12 protein-coding genes are annotated in these 13,881 nt (G+C 69.1%); 10 read left to right on the forward strand and 2 right to left on the reverse strand.

The window, feature by feature from the left end:
- The first annotated feature begins 4 nt into the window (after window positions 1-4).
- The 5 genes from pstA to B6N23_RS16105 all read left to right on the forward strand — a co-directional run bounded on the left by pstA (window position 5) and on the right by B6N23_RS16105 (window position 4,307).
- Window positions 5-1,369 (forward strand): phosphate ABC transporter permease PstA, encoded by a 1,365-nt coding sequence (pstA, locus tag B6N23_RS16085; RefSeq protein ID WP_169958713.1) that lies wholly within the window; start codon window positions 5-7, stop codon window positions 1,367-1,369.
- On the forward strand, window positions 1,370-2,194 hold the full coding sequence (gene pstB / locus B6N23_RS16090) for a phosphate ABC transporter ATP-binding protein PstB (protein WP_439649828.1): 825 nt from the start codon (window positions 1,370-1,372) through the stop codon (window positions 2,192-2,194).
- A gap of 187 nt (window positions 2,195-2,381) precedes the next feature.
- Window positions 2,382-2,732: a metalloregulator ArsR/SmtB family transcription factor gene (locus tag B6N23_RS16095; RefSeq protein WP_379688279.1), complete on the forward strand. Its 351-nt coding sequence runs from the start codon at window positions 2,382-2,384 to the stop codon at window positions 2,730-2,732.
- Window positions 2,733-2,889: 157 nt separating this feature from the next.
- Window positions 2,890-3,513 (forward strand): ABC transporter ATP-binding protein, encoded by a 624-nt coding sequence (locus B6N23_RS16100; RefSeq protein ID WP_305500689.1) that lies wholly within the window; start codon window positions 2,890-2,892, stop codon window positions 3,511-3,513.
- A complete protein-coding gene (locus tag B6N23_RS16105) occupies window positions 3,504-4,307 on the forward strand; it encodes an ABC transporter permease (RefSeq protein ID WP_305500693.1) in 804 nt (267 codons plus the stop codon). The genes B6N23_RS16100 and B6N23_RS16105 overlap by 10 nt, the downstream gene beginning before the upstream one ends.
- Here the strand turns inward: B6N23_RS16105 and B6N23_RS16110 are convergent, their stop codons facing one another.
- The gene (locus tag B6N23_RS16110; RefSeq protein ID WP_305500696.1) at window positions 4,308-5,081 is read right to left on the reverse strand and encodes an alpha/beta fold hydrolase; all 774 of its coding nucleotides are present in this window, start codon (window positions 5,079-5,081) and stop codon (window positions 4,308-4,310) included.
- Window positions 5,081-6,268 carry an acetyl-CoA C-acyltransferase gene (locus tag B6N23_RS16115; RefSeq protein WP_305500697.1) on the reverse strand — a complete coding sequence of 396 codons (1,188 nt, stop codon included), beginning with the start codon at window positions 6,266-6,268 and terminating at the stop codon, window positions 5,081-5,083. Before B6N23_RS16115 ends, B6N23_RS16110 begins: the two co-directional genes overlap by 1 nt.
- Before the next feature lie 157 nt (window positions 6,269-6,425).
- Between B6N23_RS16115 and B6N23_RS16120 the strand changes: the two genes are divergently transcribed.
- From B6N23_RS16120 to B6N23_RS16140, 5 genes are all read left to right on the forward strand, one after another.
- Window positions 6,426-6,995, forward strand: a complete 570-nt coding sequence (locus B6N23_RS16120; RefSeq protein WP_119020487.1) for a TetR/AcrR family transcriptional regulator — start codon at window positions 6,426-6,428, stop codon at window positions 6,993-6,995.
- Between the two features lie 275 nt (window positions 6,996-7,270).
- Window positions 7,271-8,944, forward strand: coding sequence for an AMP-binding protein (locus B6N23_RS16125; RefSeq protein WP_305500698.1), 1,674 nt, complete (start codon window positions 7,271-7,273; stop codon window positions 8,942-8,944).
- 15 nt (window positions 8,945-8,959) lie between these two features.
- The gene (locus tag B6N23_RS16130) at window positions 8,960-9,727 is read left to right on the forward strand and encodes an SDR family NAD(P)-dependent oxidoreductase (protein ID WP_305500700.1); all 768 of its coding nucleotides are present in this window, start codon (window positions 8,960-8,962) and stop codon (window positions 9,725-9,727) included.
- 140 nt (window positions 9,728-9,867) lie between these two features.
- Window positions 9,868-11,679 carry an acyl-CoA dehydrogenase C-terminal domain-containing protein gene (locus tag B6N23_RS16135; RefSeq protein ID WP_305500701.1) on the forward strand — a complete coding sequence of 604 codons (1,812 nt, stop codon included), beginning with the start codon at window positions 9,868-9,870 and terminating at the stop codon, window positions 11,677-11,679.
- 171 nt (window positions 11,680-11,850) lie between these two features.
- Window positions 11,851-13,860: a site-specific recombinase gene (locus B6N23_RS16140; RefSeq protein ID WP_305500702.1), complete on the forward strand. Its 2,010-nt coding sequence runs from the start codon at window positions 11,851-11,853 to the stop codon at window positions 13,858-13,860.
- The last annotated feature ends 21 nt before the right edge of the window (window positions 13,861-13,881 follow it).

Below are 13,881 nucleotides of genomic sequence, written 5' to 3' on the forward strand. Positions count from 1 at the left end.
GCCCGTGACCACTGACACCCTCACCATCGAAGAACGCAGCCGCCAGCGGCTGGAAACCATCGAGGCCTCCCTGGCGGGGCGCCACGCCCGCGAGCGACGCTTCCGTCGCCTGGGCCTGGCGGCGGTGGTCACCGGCATGGGCCTGGTGCTGATCCTGTTCGCCAGCATCCTCTCCCGCGGGGTGCCGGCCTTCTGGCAGGCCACCTTCCATCTGGACGTCCACTTCGACCCCGAACTGATTCGGGTCGAGGAGAAGCCGGTGCGCGCCTCCGGCGAGAGCGCCAGTGCCTTCCGCGAGCGCGAGCTGGCCTGGATGAGCCAGGTGGGCCTGGTCAACTGGCAGCAGATCATCGACGAGGCGCTCAAGACCGAGCTCGGCGAGATCGAGTCGCGCCAGACCCGTGACCTGCGCGCCCTGATCACCTCCGGTGAGCGCCATGCCCTGCGCGACCGTTTCATCGAGGACCCCTCGCTGCTGGGGCAGACGGTGACCGTCAAGATGCTGGCCTCGGCCAACGTCGACGTCTGGCTGAAGGGCAACATCGACCGCAGCCTGCCGGATCATCAGCAGCAGCTCAGCCCCCAGACCCGGGAGTGGGCCGACGAGCTATACGACCGCGGGGTGATCACCAACGCCTTCAGCACCGCGCTCTTCCTAAACACTGACTCGCGCAGCTCGCTGGCCTCGGCGGGCCTGGCCGGCGCCTTCATGGGCTCGCTGTTCATGATGCTGGTGGTGATCGTGCTCTCGGTGCCGATCGGCGTGGCCAGCGCCATCTACCTGGAGGAGTTCGCGCCGAAGAACCGCCTGACCGACCTGATCGAGATCAACATCAACAACCTGGCGGCGGTGCCCTCCATCGTCTTCGGCCTGCTGGGGGCGGCGATCTTCATCGGCTACCTGGGGCTGCCGCTCTCCGCGCCTCTGGTGGGGGGCCTGGTGCTGACCCTGATGACCCTGCCCACCATCATCATCGCCACCCGGGCCTCGCTGCGCTCCATTCCCGGTTCGATCCGCCAGGCGGCACTGGGCATCGGCGCATCGAAGGTCCAGACGGTCTTTCATCATGTGCTGCCGCTGGCGCTGCCGGGGATCCTCACCGGCTCCATCCTCGGTGTCGCCCAGGCTCTGGGCGAGACGGCGCCGCTGCTGCTGATCGGCATGAACGCCTTCGTCGCCAACGTGCCGGGCACCCCCCTGGAGCAGTCCACGGCCCTGCCGGTGCAGATCTACCTGTGGCAGGGCAACGAACTGCGCAACTTCTTCGAGGCGCGCACCTCGGCAGCCATCATCGTGCTGCTGGGCCTGATGCTGAGCCTCAATGCGCTGGCCATCTGGCTGCGCAAGCGATTCGAGACGAGGTGGTAAATGAACATGGTAACCAGCACCCCGGTACCCACCGGCCTCGGCGAGAGCCGGACCAGCAAGGCCTCCGATCGCATCAAGATGCGCGCCCGCGGCGTCAAGGTGCACTACGGCGAGACCGAGGCGCTCCACGGCATCGACGTGGACATCTTCGAGAACGAGGTGGTGGCCTTCATCGGCCCCTCGGGCTGCGGCAAGTCGACCTTCCTGCGCTGCCTCAACCGCATGAACGACACCATCCCGGGCTGCCGGGTGGAGGGCGAGGTGACCCTGGAGGGCCAGGACATCTACGCCCCCAACCTCGACGTGCTGCTGCTGCGGGCCCAGGTGGGGATCGTCTTCCAGAAGCCCAACCCCTTCCCCAAGTCGATCTACGAGAACATCGCCTACGGGCCGCGCCTGCACGGCCTCGCCCGGCGCAAGGCGGAGCTCGATGACATCGTCGAGAGCAGCCTGCGCAAGGCGGGGCTCTGGGAGGAGGTCAAGGACCGCCTCGACCAGCCTGGCACCGGGCTCTCCGGCGGCCAGCAGCAGCGCCTGTGCATCGCGAGGACCATCGCGATCAGCCCCGAGGTGATCCTGATGGACGAGCCCTGCTCGGCCCTGGACCCTATCGCCACGGCGAAGATCGAGCAGCTCATCGACGAGCTCTCCGACAGCTACACCATCGTCATGGTGACCCACAACATGCAGCAGGCCGCGCGCGTCGCCGACCGCACCGCCTTCTTTCACATGGGCGACCTGGTGGAGGTCGACAAGACCGACAGGATCTTCACCAACCCCAGTAACCAGCGCACCCACGACTACATCACCGGGCGCTTCGGCTGAGGAGGGTGGCACCCTGGCGGCGCTGCAGGCGTTAGGCATTCCGGTAGCGGGGCTGGCCAGCGACGGCGAGGATCCGCCCGCGCTGCGTCGGCCCGCCTGAGCCATCGCGACCTCCCCGGTTGCTGTCGACCCGGTGGGCTTTGGCGTAGGATTGATCTTTTGGAACCCCCCTACGAGGAACGCTTTGATTGCTCTCGAACCCGCTCGCCTGCTCAAGTGCCTGGGCGACGACACTCGCCTGCTGGTCACCCTGCTGATCCATCGGGAGGGCGAGCTGTGCGTCTGCGAGATGACCCATGCGCTGGGCGCGTCGCAGCCCAAGGTGTCGCGGCACCTGGCCCAGCTGCGTGCCTGCGAGCTGCTCAGCGATCGCCGCGAGGGGCAGTGGGTCTACTATCGCCTGGCCGAGGGGCTACCGGCGTGGGTCGAGGCGGTGCTCGTCGCCGCGCAGCAGGGCGAGGCCGCGCGGCTCGCCCTGCTGCAGCAGCGCCTGGCGGGGATGGGCAATCGGCCGGAGCGGTGTGCCACGCTGTGCTGATCAGGCCTTCCGTGAGGCGCCTCTACCGTAGGCGATAAAGAAGATCAGCACCGTCTGGATGATCATCGGGGACCCTACACCTAGCAGGCTTTGCCCTTCCCACCGATAACCTCCCCGGGCCTGCTATCATGCAGCCTCCTGACGCTGAGGATGCCCCGTGACCACCAGCCCGACCCTGCGACTCGACGGCATCGGCATCGGCACGCTATCGGCCGTGTCGCTGAGCGTCGCCGCCGGCGACATCCATTGCCTCTCCGGCCCCAGCGGCTCCGGCAAGAGCCGGCTGCTGCGCGCCGTGGCCGACCTCGAGCCCCATGCCGGCCAGGTGTGGCTGGGGGAGGTCGCCCAGTCGTCGTTGCCTGCCCATGCCTGGCGCGCCCGGGTGATGCTGGTGCCGGCGGAGAGCCAGTGGTGGGCGGACAGCGTCGGCGAGCACCTTCCGGCGTTTCCCGCCGCCGAGGACCTGGCGGCGCTGGGTTTCGAGGCGTCTGTGCTGGGCTGGCAGGTGTCACGGCTCTCCTCGGGGGAGAAGCAACGCCTGGCGCTGCTGCGCGCCATCGCTCAGGGACCTTCGGCGCTGCTGCTCGATGAGCCCACGGCCAACCTCGATGACGCCACCACCCGCCGGGTCGAGGCGTGGCTGATGGGCCATGCCCGTCAGCGCGGCTGGCCGGTGCTCTGGGTGGCCCACGACCCCGGCCAGATCGCCCGGGTGGCGAGCCGCCACTGGCGGATCGACGGCACCGAGCTCAGGGCAGAGGAGGTGGCGCCATGGAGGTGATACCGCTGGCCTGGTGGCAGCTGGCGCTGGCCGCGCTGATGGTGGTGGGGCTGGCCGGCTGTACCGCGGCCCTGCGCCTGGGGATGAGTCGCAGCCTGCTGATCGCCGCGGCTCGCACCGTGATCCAGCTGGGGCTGATCGGCCTGGTGCTGGAGGCGCTGTTCGCCGCCGAACGGCTGCTGTGGGTGGTGCTGATGGCGCTGGCCATGCTGCTGATCGCCGGCCGGGAGGTGATGGCGCGTCAGAAGCGGCGCCTGAGCGGCGGCTGGGCCTTCGGGATCGGCACCCTGGCGATGTTTCTCTCCTCGTTCACGGTGACCGTGCTAGCCCTCACCGTGATCATCGGCCCCGACCCCTGGTACCGGCCCCAGTACGCCATCCCGCTGCTGGGGATGCTGCTCGGCAACACCATGACCGGCGTGGCCCTGGCGCTGGATCGCCTCACCGACAGCGCCTGGCGCCAGCGGGCGGTGATCGAGAACCGCCTGATGCTCGGCGAGCCCTGGCAGGTGGCGATCGGCGACATCCGCCGCGAGGCGATGCGCAGCGGCCTGATGCCGATGATCAACGCCATGGCCGCCGCCGGGGTGATCAGCCTGCCCGGCATGATGACCGGCCAGATCCTGGCCGGCACCGCACCGGGACTGGCGGTGAAGTATCAGATCCTGATCATGTTCGCGATCACCCTGGGCACCGGTTTCGGCACCCTGGCGGCGGTGGCCGCGGGCAGCCGGCGGCTCTTCGACGACCGCGAGCGGCTGCGTCTCGACCGCCTGGTGGCGCCGCGGCGCTGATCAGGGGTGGGAGAGGAACGCCGCCACGATGGCCACGAGTGCTTCGGGGCACTCCCGGTGGGGCACGTGGCCGCAGGGCAGCAGGCTCGGCGCGGCGGGCCCGGGGGTCCGGGACGCGATGCGCCGGGGCTGGGCCAGGGAGCCGAACTCGTCGTGCTGGCCATGGATCGCCAGGGTCGAGCAGCGTACCCGCGCCAGGGCGTCGTCCAGGTGCCAGTCGTCGAAGGCCTCGGAGTGCCAGTTGTCGACCCAGCTTCTCAGCACCCACTCGGCCTTGTCGCCGTGGTAGCGCGCGAGCCGTCGCATCGCGTCCGGCTCGGCGAAGGCCGCCTCCGCCTCGCGGATGCCGGCCAGGGTGCGCGGCTCGAGGAAGGCCTGAGCGGCCACGGTGATCAGCTCCTCGCAGCCGTCGGCGTGCCGTCCCGCCGCCTCGATGGCCATGCTGCCGCCCACGCTGTGGCCCAGCGCCACGAAGCGCTCGAGCGCGAGGCTCTCGCGCAGGGTGGCGAAGGTCCCATTGGCCTCGTCGGCGACGAAGGTGGCCGGCTGGGGGCCGAGACAGGGCGACGACTCGCCGTAGCCGAGCCGGTCGTAGGCGATCACCTCGCGGCCGCTGGCCTCGGCCAGCCGGTCGGGAAAGCCGCGCCACAGCGCCACGCAGCCCAGCGAGTCGTGCAGCAGCACGATGGGGCTCTGCGCCGCCGACGTCGTCTCCGGCCGCCGGCGGACGGCGTGGATGCCGCCCCCCGGGGTCTCTAGGGTGAGGACCTCCATCAGTCGATCAGCTCGACCGCCACCGCGGTGGCCTCGCCGCCGCCGATGCACAGGCTCGCGATGCCGCGCTTGCCGCCGCGGGTGCGCAGGGCGTGGATCAGGGTGGCGATGATGCGCGAGCCGGTGGACCCGATGGGGTGGCCCTGGGCGCAGGCGCCGCCGAAGACGTTGACCTTGTCGTGGGGGATGTCGAGCCCGTCCATGGCCAGCAGGGTGACCACCGCGAAGGCCTCGTTGATCTCGAACAGGTCGACGTCATCCACGCCCCAGCCGAGCGTCTTCATCAGCTTGTCGATGGCACCCACCGGAGCGATGGTGAACTCGCTGGGGTGCTGGGAGTGGGTGCTGTGGCCCAGCATGCGCGCCAGGGGCTTGGCGCCGAGGCGATCCGCCGCTGCCTGGCTGGCCAGGATCAGCGCCGAGGCACCGTCGGAGATGGAGCTTGAGTTCGCTGCGGTGATGGTGCCCTCCTTGGCGAAGGCGGGGCGCAGCGAGCGAATCTTGTCCAGCTTGGCCTGGAAGGGCTGCTCGTCGTGGCTCACCACGCTCTCGCCTTGGCGGGTGGTGACGGTGACCGGGGCCATCTCGGCGTCCAGGTGACCGGCATTGGTGGCCGCCATGGCGCGCTCCAGCGAGGCGATGGCGAAGTCGTCCAGGCGCTCGCGGCTGTAGTCGCGGGCGCTGGCGACGTCCTGGGCGAAGACCCCCATCAGCTTGCCGGTTTCGGCGTCCTCCAGGCCGTCGAGGAACATATGGTCCTTCAACTCCCCATGGCCCAGGCGGTAGCCGGTGCGCGCCTTGGTCAGCACATGGGGGGCGTTGGACATGGACTCCATGCCGCCGGCCAGCATCACCTCGGCGCTGCCGGCGCGGATCAGGTCGTGGGCCAGCATGGTGGCCTTCATGCCGGAGCCGCACAGCTTGTTGATGGTGGTGGCGCCGATGGCATCGGGAATGCCGGCCTGGCGCATGGCCTGGCGGGCCGGGCCCTGCTTGACGCCGCCGGGCAGCACGCAGCCCAGGATGCCCTCGTCGATGCTGGCGGCGTCGATGCCGGCGCGCTCGATGGCGGCGCGGATGGCAACGGCGGCGAGCTCAGGCGCGGTCATGGTCGACAGGCTGCCGAGCATGCCCCCCATGGGGGTGCGGGCGGCGGAGAGGAAGACGATATCGCTGGAGTGGCTCATGGTGATTCTCCCGATGTGGCGTGCGGTTCCCGATGGAGCCGCCTTGTGATTGTAAGTCGAGATCGCGCGTTGGCCCGCGCTGCGTTGACCCACTGGCGGGGCTGTGCTTTTCTCAGGGTCAACCAAGCAAGCGCTAGTGTAAACGTCGATGAATGTAATGAATGAGTCACCGCGCCGCAAGGAACTGACCCGCCAGGCCGCCCAGCTGTTCGTCCAGGAGGGCTTCGACCGCACCACGGTGCGCATGCTGGCCCAGGAGATGGGCATCAAGTCCGGCAGCCTCTTCCATCATTTCCGCGACAAGCAGGAGATCCTCGCGGCGGTGATCGAGGAGGGGACCCAGAATGCCCTGGTCATCGCCCGCGAGGCCCTGGCCCGCTGCGACAGCAGCGCCGACGCCCGGCTGCACGCCATGGCGCGCGCCCACCTGGAGACCCTGCTCACAGACCGTAACGCCCACGTGGTAGCGCTCTACGAGTGGCGCCGCCTCGACCCCGATGCCCGCGCCCACCTGAGCCACCTGCGTGACGCCTACGAGGAGCTCTGGGAGCAGGTGATCGACGAGGCCCTGGCCGAGGGGCTGATCCACGGCGACCGCTTCCTGGTGTCGCGCTTCGTGATGGGCGCGCTCAACTGGACGGTGCGCTGGTACGACCCCGCAGGGCCTCGCACCCCCGACGACCTGGCCGACGAGCTGGTGGCGATGATCACCCGTCGTCCCGCCTGAGCCGCTCACCGCGCTTCCTCGCCGCCCCTTTCCTCGCCGCCCCTTTCCTCGCCGCCCCTTTCCTCGCCGCCCCTTTCCTGCCCGCCGCCGTCCGTCCCCGAGCCGCCCTCCGGCGGCTCGCTCGACCATGGTCTAGTCGCTTCACGAACGCCCGCTCTTGCCCTGTTCGCGAGGAGTCGCTAGCTTGGACCTAGCGCTTGATAGGTTGACGCTTACGTTAACTGAATCTATCCAGAGAGCCTACAACAACCATAAACCGCCAGATGAGGACCGTCATGAGCCCGCAAGCGAGCCTGCCCGACTATCGCGCCTACCTCGAGACCTTCTCCGTCGATGAGATGATCGCCCGCCTGGACGATCACCGTGACGGCAAGGCCAACGCCTTCGAATCCTGCTGCGGGCGCCACCTGCGCGCCGGCCGCGGCGATGTGCTGGCGCTGGTCCAGGAGGACACCCAGGGCAACGTCAACACCCTGACCTACGCCGAGCTGGAGGCCGAGAGCGCTCGGCTCGCCGGCTGGTTCGCCGAGCAGGGCCTGGGGGTGGGCGATCGCATCGCCTGCATGCTGCCGCGCTCCCCGCAGCTGCTGGTGGCGGTGCTGGCCACCTGGCGCATCGGCGCCGTCTACCAGCCGCTGTTCACCGCCTTCGGCCCGGATGCCGTGGACTACCGCCTGGGCCGCGCCGACACCAAGCTGGTGATCACCGATCACGCCAACCGCTTCAAGTTCGACGGCCTGACCCAGTGCCCGCCGGTGCTGGCGGTGGGTGGCCCGGACGCCGACCACCCAGGCGACCTGGACTGGGCCGATGCGCTGGCCCACTCGCCGATCGCGGCCAATCCGCCGCGCCTGGGTCGCGACGCGCCCTTCCTGCAGATGTTCACCTCCGGCACCGTGGGCAAGCCCAAGGGGGTGGCGGTGCCGCTGGCCGCCATGACCGCCTTCGCCCTCTACATGGAGCTGGCCGTGGACCTGCGCGAGAGCGACCGCTTCTGGAACATGGCCGACCCGGGCTGGGCCTACGGCCTCTACTACGCCATCGCCGGGCCCCTGCTGCTGGGGGTGACCACCCACTTCTGCGAGGCGGGCTTCAGCGCCGAAGGGGCACTCGCCTTCATGAAGCGCCACCGCATCACCAACTTCGCCGCCGCGCCCACCGCCTATCGCCTGATGAAGGCCTCGGGGCTGTTCGACAACGCCCACGAGACGCTGTCGCTGCGCGCCGCGAGCTCCGCCGGCGAGCCGCTCAACACCGAGGTGGTGACCTGGGTGGAGCGCTCCCTGGGCTGCCCGGTCATGGACCACTACGGCCAGACCGAGACCGGCATGACCTGCAACAACCACCACGCCCTCGACCATCCCAAGCACGTCGGCGCCATGGGCGTGCCGATGCCGGGCTACCGCCTGGCGATCCTCGACGCTGAGTACAACGAGCTGCCCCCGGGCGAGCCGGGCGTGCTGGCGGTGGACATCAAGAACTCCCCGGCGCACTTCTTCGCCGGCTACACCTGGCAGGAGAAGCACCCCTTCGCCGAGGGCTACTACCTGACCGGTGACGTGGTGATCAGAAACGAGGACGGCACCTTCCAGTTCGCCGGCCGTGACGACGACATCATCACCACCGCCGGCTACCGGGTCGGGCCCACCGACGTGGAGAACAGCGTGATGACCCATCCGGCGGTGGCCGAGTCCGCCGCCGTGGGCCAGCCCGACGAGATCCGCGGCGAGATCATCAAGTCCTACGTGGTGCTGCGCGAGGGCTTCGAGGCAAGCGAGCAGCTGGCCGACGAGATCCGCCAGCAGGTCCGCGAGCGGCTCTCCACCCACGCCTTCCCGCGGGTGATCGAGTTCGTCGATGAGCTGCCCAAGACCCCGAGCGGCAAGATCCAGCGCTTCAAGCTGCGTGCCGATGCCGTCGAAAAGGCCGACGCGGCGCCGGCCAAGTAACCCAAGGACCCCGATATGCACGTCAAGGACAATACCTTTCTGATCACCGGTGCCGCCTCCGGGCTGGGGGCGGCCACCGCCGAGCGTCTGGTCGTCGCGGGCGGCCGGGTGGTGCTCTGCGACCTCTCCGACGCCGTAAAGGCCCACGCCGAGCGCCTGGGCGACGCCGCCCGGGCGGTGCGCGGCGATGTCACCTCCGGTGACGACATCCAGGCCGCCGTGGACGCCGCCGTCGAACTCAGCGGCGGCCGCGGCCTCGCCGGTGTGGTGCACTGCGCCGGCGTAGTCAGCGTGGCCAAGCTGGTCGACCGCGAGGGCAACCCCGCCGATCTGGACGCCTACGCCCGCACCATCAACATCAACCTGGTGGGCACCTTCAACGTGATGCGCCTGGCCGCCGCCGCCATGGCGAAGAATGCGCCGGGCGAGGAGGGCGAGCGCGGGGTGATCATCAACGTCGCCTCCATCGCCGCCATGGACGGCCAGGTGGGGCAGTGCGCCTACAGCGCCTCCAAGGCCGGCGTGGTGGGCATGAGCCTGCCCGCGGCCCGGGAGCTCTCGCGCCACGGCGTGCGGGTGATGGCCATCGCCCCCGGGGTGTTCGAGACCCCGATGATGAGCGAGATCCCCGACGAGGCGGCTCAGGCCCTGGCCGCCGCCGTGCCCTTCCCCAAGCGGCTCGGCCGGCCCGAGGAGTTCGCCCGCCTGGCCGAGCAGATCATCACCAACGTGATGCTCAACGGTGAGGTGATCCGCCTCGACGGCGGTATCCGCATGCAGTAGAAGAGAAATCAAACGAACGCTTGACTCTCGAGGCGGTGGCGGCTAATTTCAAACGCATGTTTGAAAGCGGCCGCCGCCGCCTTCGCGTCCCTATGACTCGGTGCCCCACGTGGCCCGGCCGTGGAACTGGAGAGATCGAGATGCCCGACTATCAGGCCCCCCTGCGCGATATCCGCTTCGTGATGGACGAGATGCTGGACTACCCGGCCCATTACGCCCGCCTGCCCGGCGGCGAGGAGGCCAGCCCCGACGTGGTGGCGGCGATTCTCGAGGAGGGCGCTCGCTTCGCCCGCGAGGTGCTGCTGCCGCTGAATCAGAGCGGCGACCAGGAGGGCTGTCGGCTGGAGGGCGGTGAGGTCAAGGCGCCCAAGGGCTTCAAGGAAGCCTATGCCCAGTACGTGGAGGGGGGGTGGCCGAGCCTCGCCGCCGATCCCGAGCACGGTGGCCAGGGGTTGCCGCACTCCCTGGCCATGGTCCTCTCGGAGATGATCTGCGCCACCAACCTGGCCTGGGGCATGTACCCGGGGCTCTCCCACGGCGCCGCCGACGCCCTGCGTCACCACGGCACCGATGAGCAGCGGGCCACCTACCTGACCAAGCTGGTGGAAGGCACCTGGACCGGCACCATGTGCCTCACCGAGCCCCATTGTGGCACCGACCTGGGCCTGATCAAGACCCGCGCCCTGCCCACCGATGACGGCGCCTACGCGATCACCGGCACCAAGATCTTTATCTCTGCCGGCGAGCACGACCTGCCCGAGAACATCGTTCACCTGGTGCTGGCCAAGCTGCCCGACGCCCCGGAGGGCTCCAAGGGCATCTCGCTCTTTGTGGTGCCGAAATATCTTCCCAATGAGGCGGGGGAGCCGGGCGAGCGCAATGGGGTGGTGTGTGGCTCGCTGGAGCACAAGATGGGCATCCACGGCAACGCCACCTGCGTGATGAACTTCGATGGGGCCAAGGGCTTCCTGGTGGGCGCGCCCAACAAGGGCCTGGCCTGCATGTTCACCATGATGAACGCGGCCCGCATCGGTGTCGGCATCCAGGGCCTCGGCCTCACCGAGGCGAGCTTCCAGAACGCCCTGGCCTACGCCCGCGACCGCCTGCAGATGCGCGCGCTCTCCGGGCCCAAGGCGCCGGAGAAGGCCGCCGACCCGATCATCGTCCACCCGGACGTGCGTCGCATGCTGCTGACCCAGAAGGCCTTCGCCGAGGGCGGCCGGATGCTGACCCTCTACACCGCCCAGATGATCGATATCGTCGAACACGGCAGCGATGCCCTCGAGCGCGAGCGCGCCGAGACCCTGCTGGGCCTTCTGACCCCCATCGTCAAGGCGTTCCTCACCGAGGTGGGTTTCGAGGCCACCAACGAGGGCGTGCAGGTCTTCGGCGGCCACGGCTTTATCCAGGAGTGGGGCATGGAGCAGCTGGTGCGCGATGCTCGCATCACCCGTCTCTACGAGGGCACCACCGGCATCCAGGCCCTCGACCTGCTCGGCCGCAAGGTGCTGATGAGCCAGGGCGAGAGCCTCAAGGTCTTCACCAAGGAGATCCACAAGTTCTGCCAGGCCGAGGAGGGCTCGAGCGAGCTGGCCGAATTCGTGCGCCCGCTGGCCAAGCTCAACGCCGAGTGGGGCGAGCTGACCATGAGCATCGGCATGAAGGCCATGTCCGACCGCGAGGAGGTGGGCGCGGCCAGCGTCGACTACCTGATGTACTCGGGCTACGTGACCCTGGCCTACCTGTTTGCCCGCGCCGCGAAGCAGGCCCGCCTGGCACTCGCCGAGGGCAGCGATGAGGCCGCCTTCTACCGTGCCAAGCTCGATACCGCACGCTTCTTCTTCCAGCGCCTGGTGCCCCGTACCCGCACCCACAAGGCCGCTATCGAGGCCGGCGCCGAGTCGCTGATGGCGATCAGCGCCGAGGATTTCGGCCTGGGCTTCGAGATCTAGCACTCTCTCGGTCGCAAGGAAGTTCGACTTCCAGGACGATCGGTGGCTTGGCGGCGGGGGCTCCCCGCCGCTTTTTTTATTGTCGACTTTCCTGTCGTCGCGCTGGTTCAGGGGGCGTGGGCGAGGCATCATGTGTCGCCCCGATCCTGACCCACAAGGATTCCCGCCAGCATGACCGCGACTTCCCACCTGGATAACGCCCTGGCCTCCCTGACAGGGGAGAACCCCCTGGAGGCCTGCCTGGACGCCCTGTTCGGCTGGCTGCGTGCCGGCGAACCCGAGCGGGTCGGCGAGCGCCTCGAGGCGCTGATGCAGGCGCTGGACGACGACCCGGAGCTGGCCCGCATCCTGGCCGAGGGCATCCTCGGGCGGTTCTCCGAGCTCGAGATCTACCCGTCGCTGGTACGGCTGGGGATCCTCTCGCGGGAAGGGCTGTTCAGCGAGATGTCCACCCGGCTCTATGATCGGCTGAACCCGCCGCCGGTGGACCTGGACGACTCCAGCGACCTGCTGGCAAGCCTGATCACCCGCCATGACAAGCCCTGGCTCGAGGCCCTGCCGGCCCATGGCTGGCTGCGCCTCGGCCGCGTGCTGCTGGCCGCCCTGGATGACGACACCCGCCGCCGGGTCCGCGTGCACCTGCAGGAGGAGTGCCTCTATGCCCTGGAGATGCTGGCCATCTGGGTGGCGGCGGAGGAGCTAGATCCCGAGCTGATGCGCATCGACGAGCGGCTGACCCGCATCGACTCCCCCTTCATCGCCCTGCAGCGGGAGGTCCACGCCTTCGTGGAGTTCCGGGACACGGCGGCGGGGGAGACGCGAAGGGACGACTATCCGGCCATCGACCACCTCTGGGTGATGCTCGAGCAGTGCAACGACCAGGTGGCCCGCTTTCGTCGGCGCGGGGCCGGCAGCCTGGGCTCCTCGGTCAATGCCTCCTACCTGATCGAACGGCTCAAAGACACCCTGAAGCGCATCGAGCGACTGATCCTGCTGACCAGCCCGCAGCCGCGGATCGCCTGCACCCGCAGCGGCCTCGCGCTGTGGCGGGAGCTGTTGCTGGCGACCGCGGAGAAGGGCAGCCTGCGCGCGGTATGGAAGAAAAGCACCCGGATGATGTCGCGCAGCATCACCCAGAACAAGAGCGACCACGGCGAGCGCTATATCTCCCGGGACATGCGCAGCTACCTGGGCCTGCTGGCCACCGCCGCCGGGGCCGGGGTGATCATCGCCGTGATGGCGCTGATCAAGATCACCATCGAATCCTGGGGGCTCTCGCCGCTGCCCCAGGCCCTGCTGGTGAGCCTCAACTACGGCCTGGGCTTCGTGCTGGTCCACCTGCTGCACTTCACCATCGCCACCAAGCAGCCCGCCATGACGGCGGCGAGCTTCGCCGCCGAGGTGGAGCGCAATCGCCGCGGCCGATCCGTCAGCCGCAAGCTGGGCAGGCTGCTGCTTGACGTGAATCGCTCCCAGTGGGCGGCCGTGTGGGGCAACGTCTGCGCGGCGCTGGCCACCGCCCTGGTGATCACCTCGGCGGCCATGGCGGTCAGCGGTAGCGCCCTGTTGGCCAGCGACCAGATCGCCTACCAGCTCAGGGCCATCTCGCCGGTCCAGAGCCTGGCCCTGCTCTACGCGGCGATCGCCGGCGTCTGGCTGTTCTGCTCCGGGATCATCGCCGGCTTCTTCGACAACCGCGCCGACCATATCCAGCTGGGGCGACGGCTCATGGGCCATCCCGCCCTCCAGCGCCTCTCTCCGGCGCGACGCCAGCGCCTCGCCCACTATCTGCACGAGAACTACGGGGCGCTTGCCGGCAACTTCCTGTTCGGCGTGCTGCTGGGCATGACCGGCTACCTGGGCCATCTGCTGGGCCTGCCGCTGGATATCCGCCACGTGGCCTTCTCCTCCGCCAACCTCGGCTACGCCAGCTTCAGCGACTTCCAGGGCGTGGGACTCTTCCTGATCGGCTTGCTGTTCGTGATGATGATCGGCTTCGTCAATCTCTGGGTCAGCTTTTCCCTGGCGCTGATGGTGGCGCTACGCTCGCGCGCCTGCCGGATCGAGCCGGGCGTGCTGCTGGCCGGCGTCTGGGAGGAGATCCGCCGCGAGCCGCTGCGCCTCTTCCTGCCGGCGGTGCTTTCCGGCAGGAAGAGCGGCCAGGGAGAGGCGCGCCAGTAGCGCTGGAAGGCCATCGAACGG

The organism is Halomonas alkalicola (assembly GCF_030704205.1).
Lineage (GTDB): Bacteria > Pseudomonadota > Gammaproteobacteria > Pseudomonadales > Halomonadaceae > Halomonas > Halomonas alkalicola.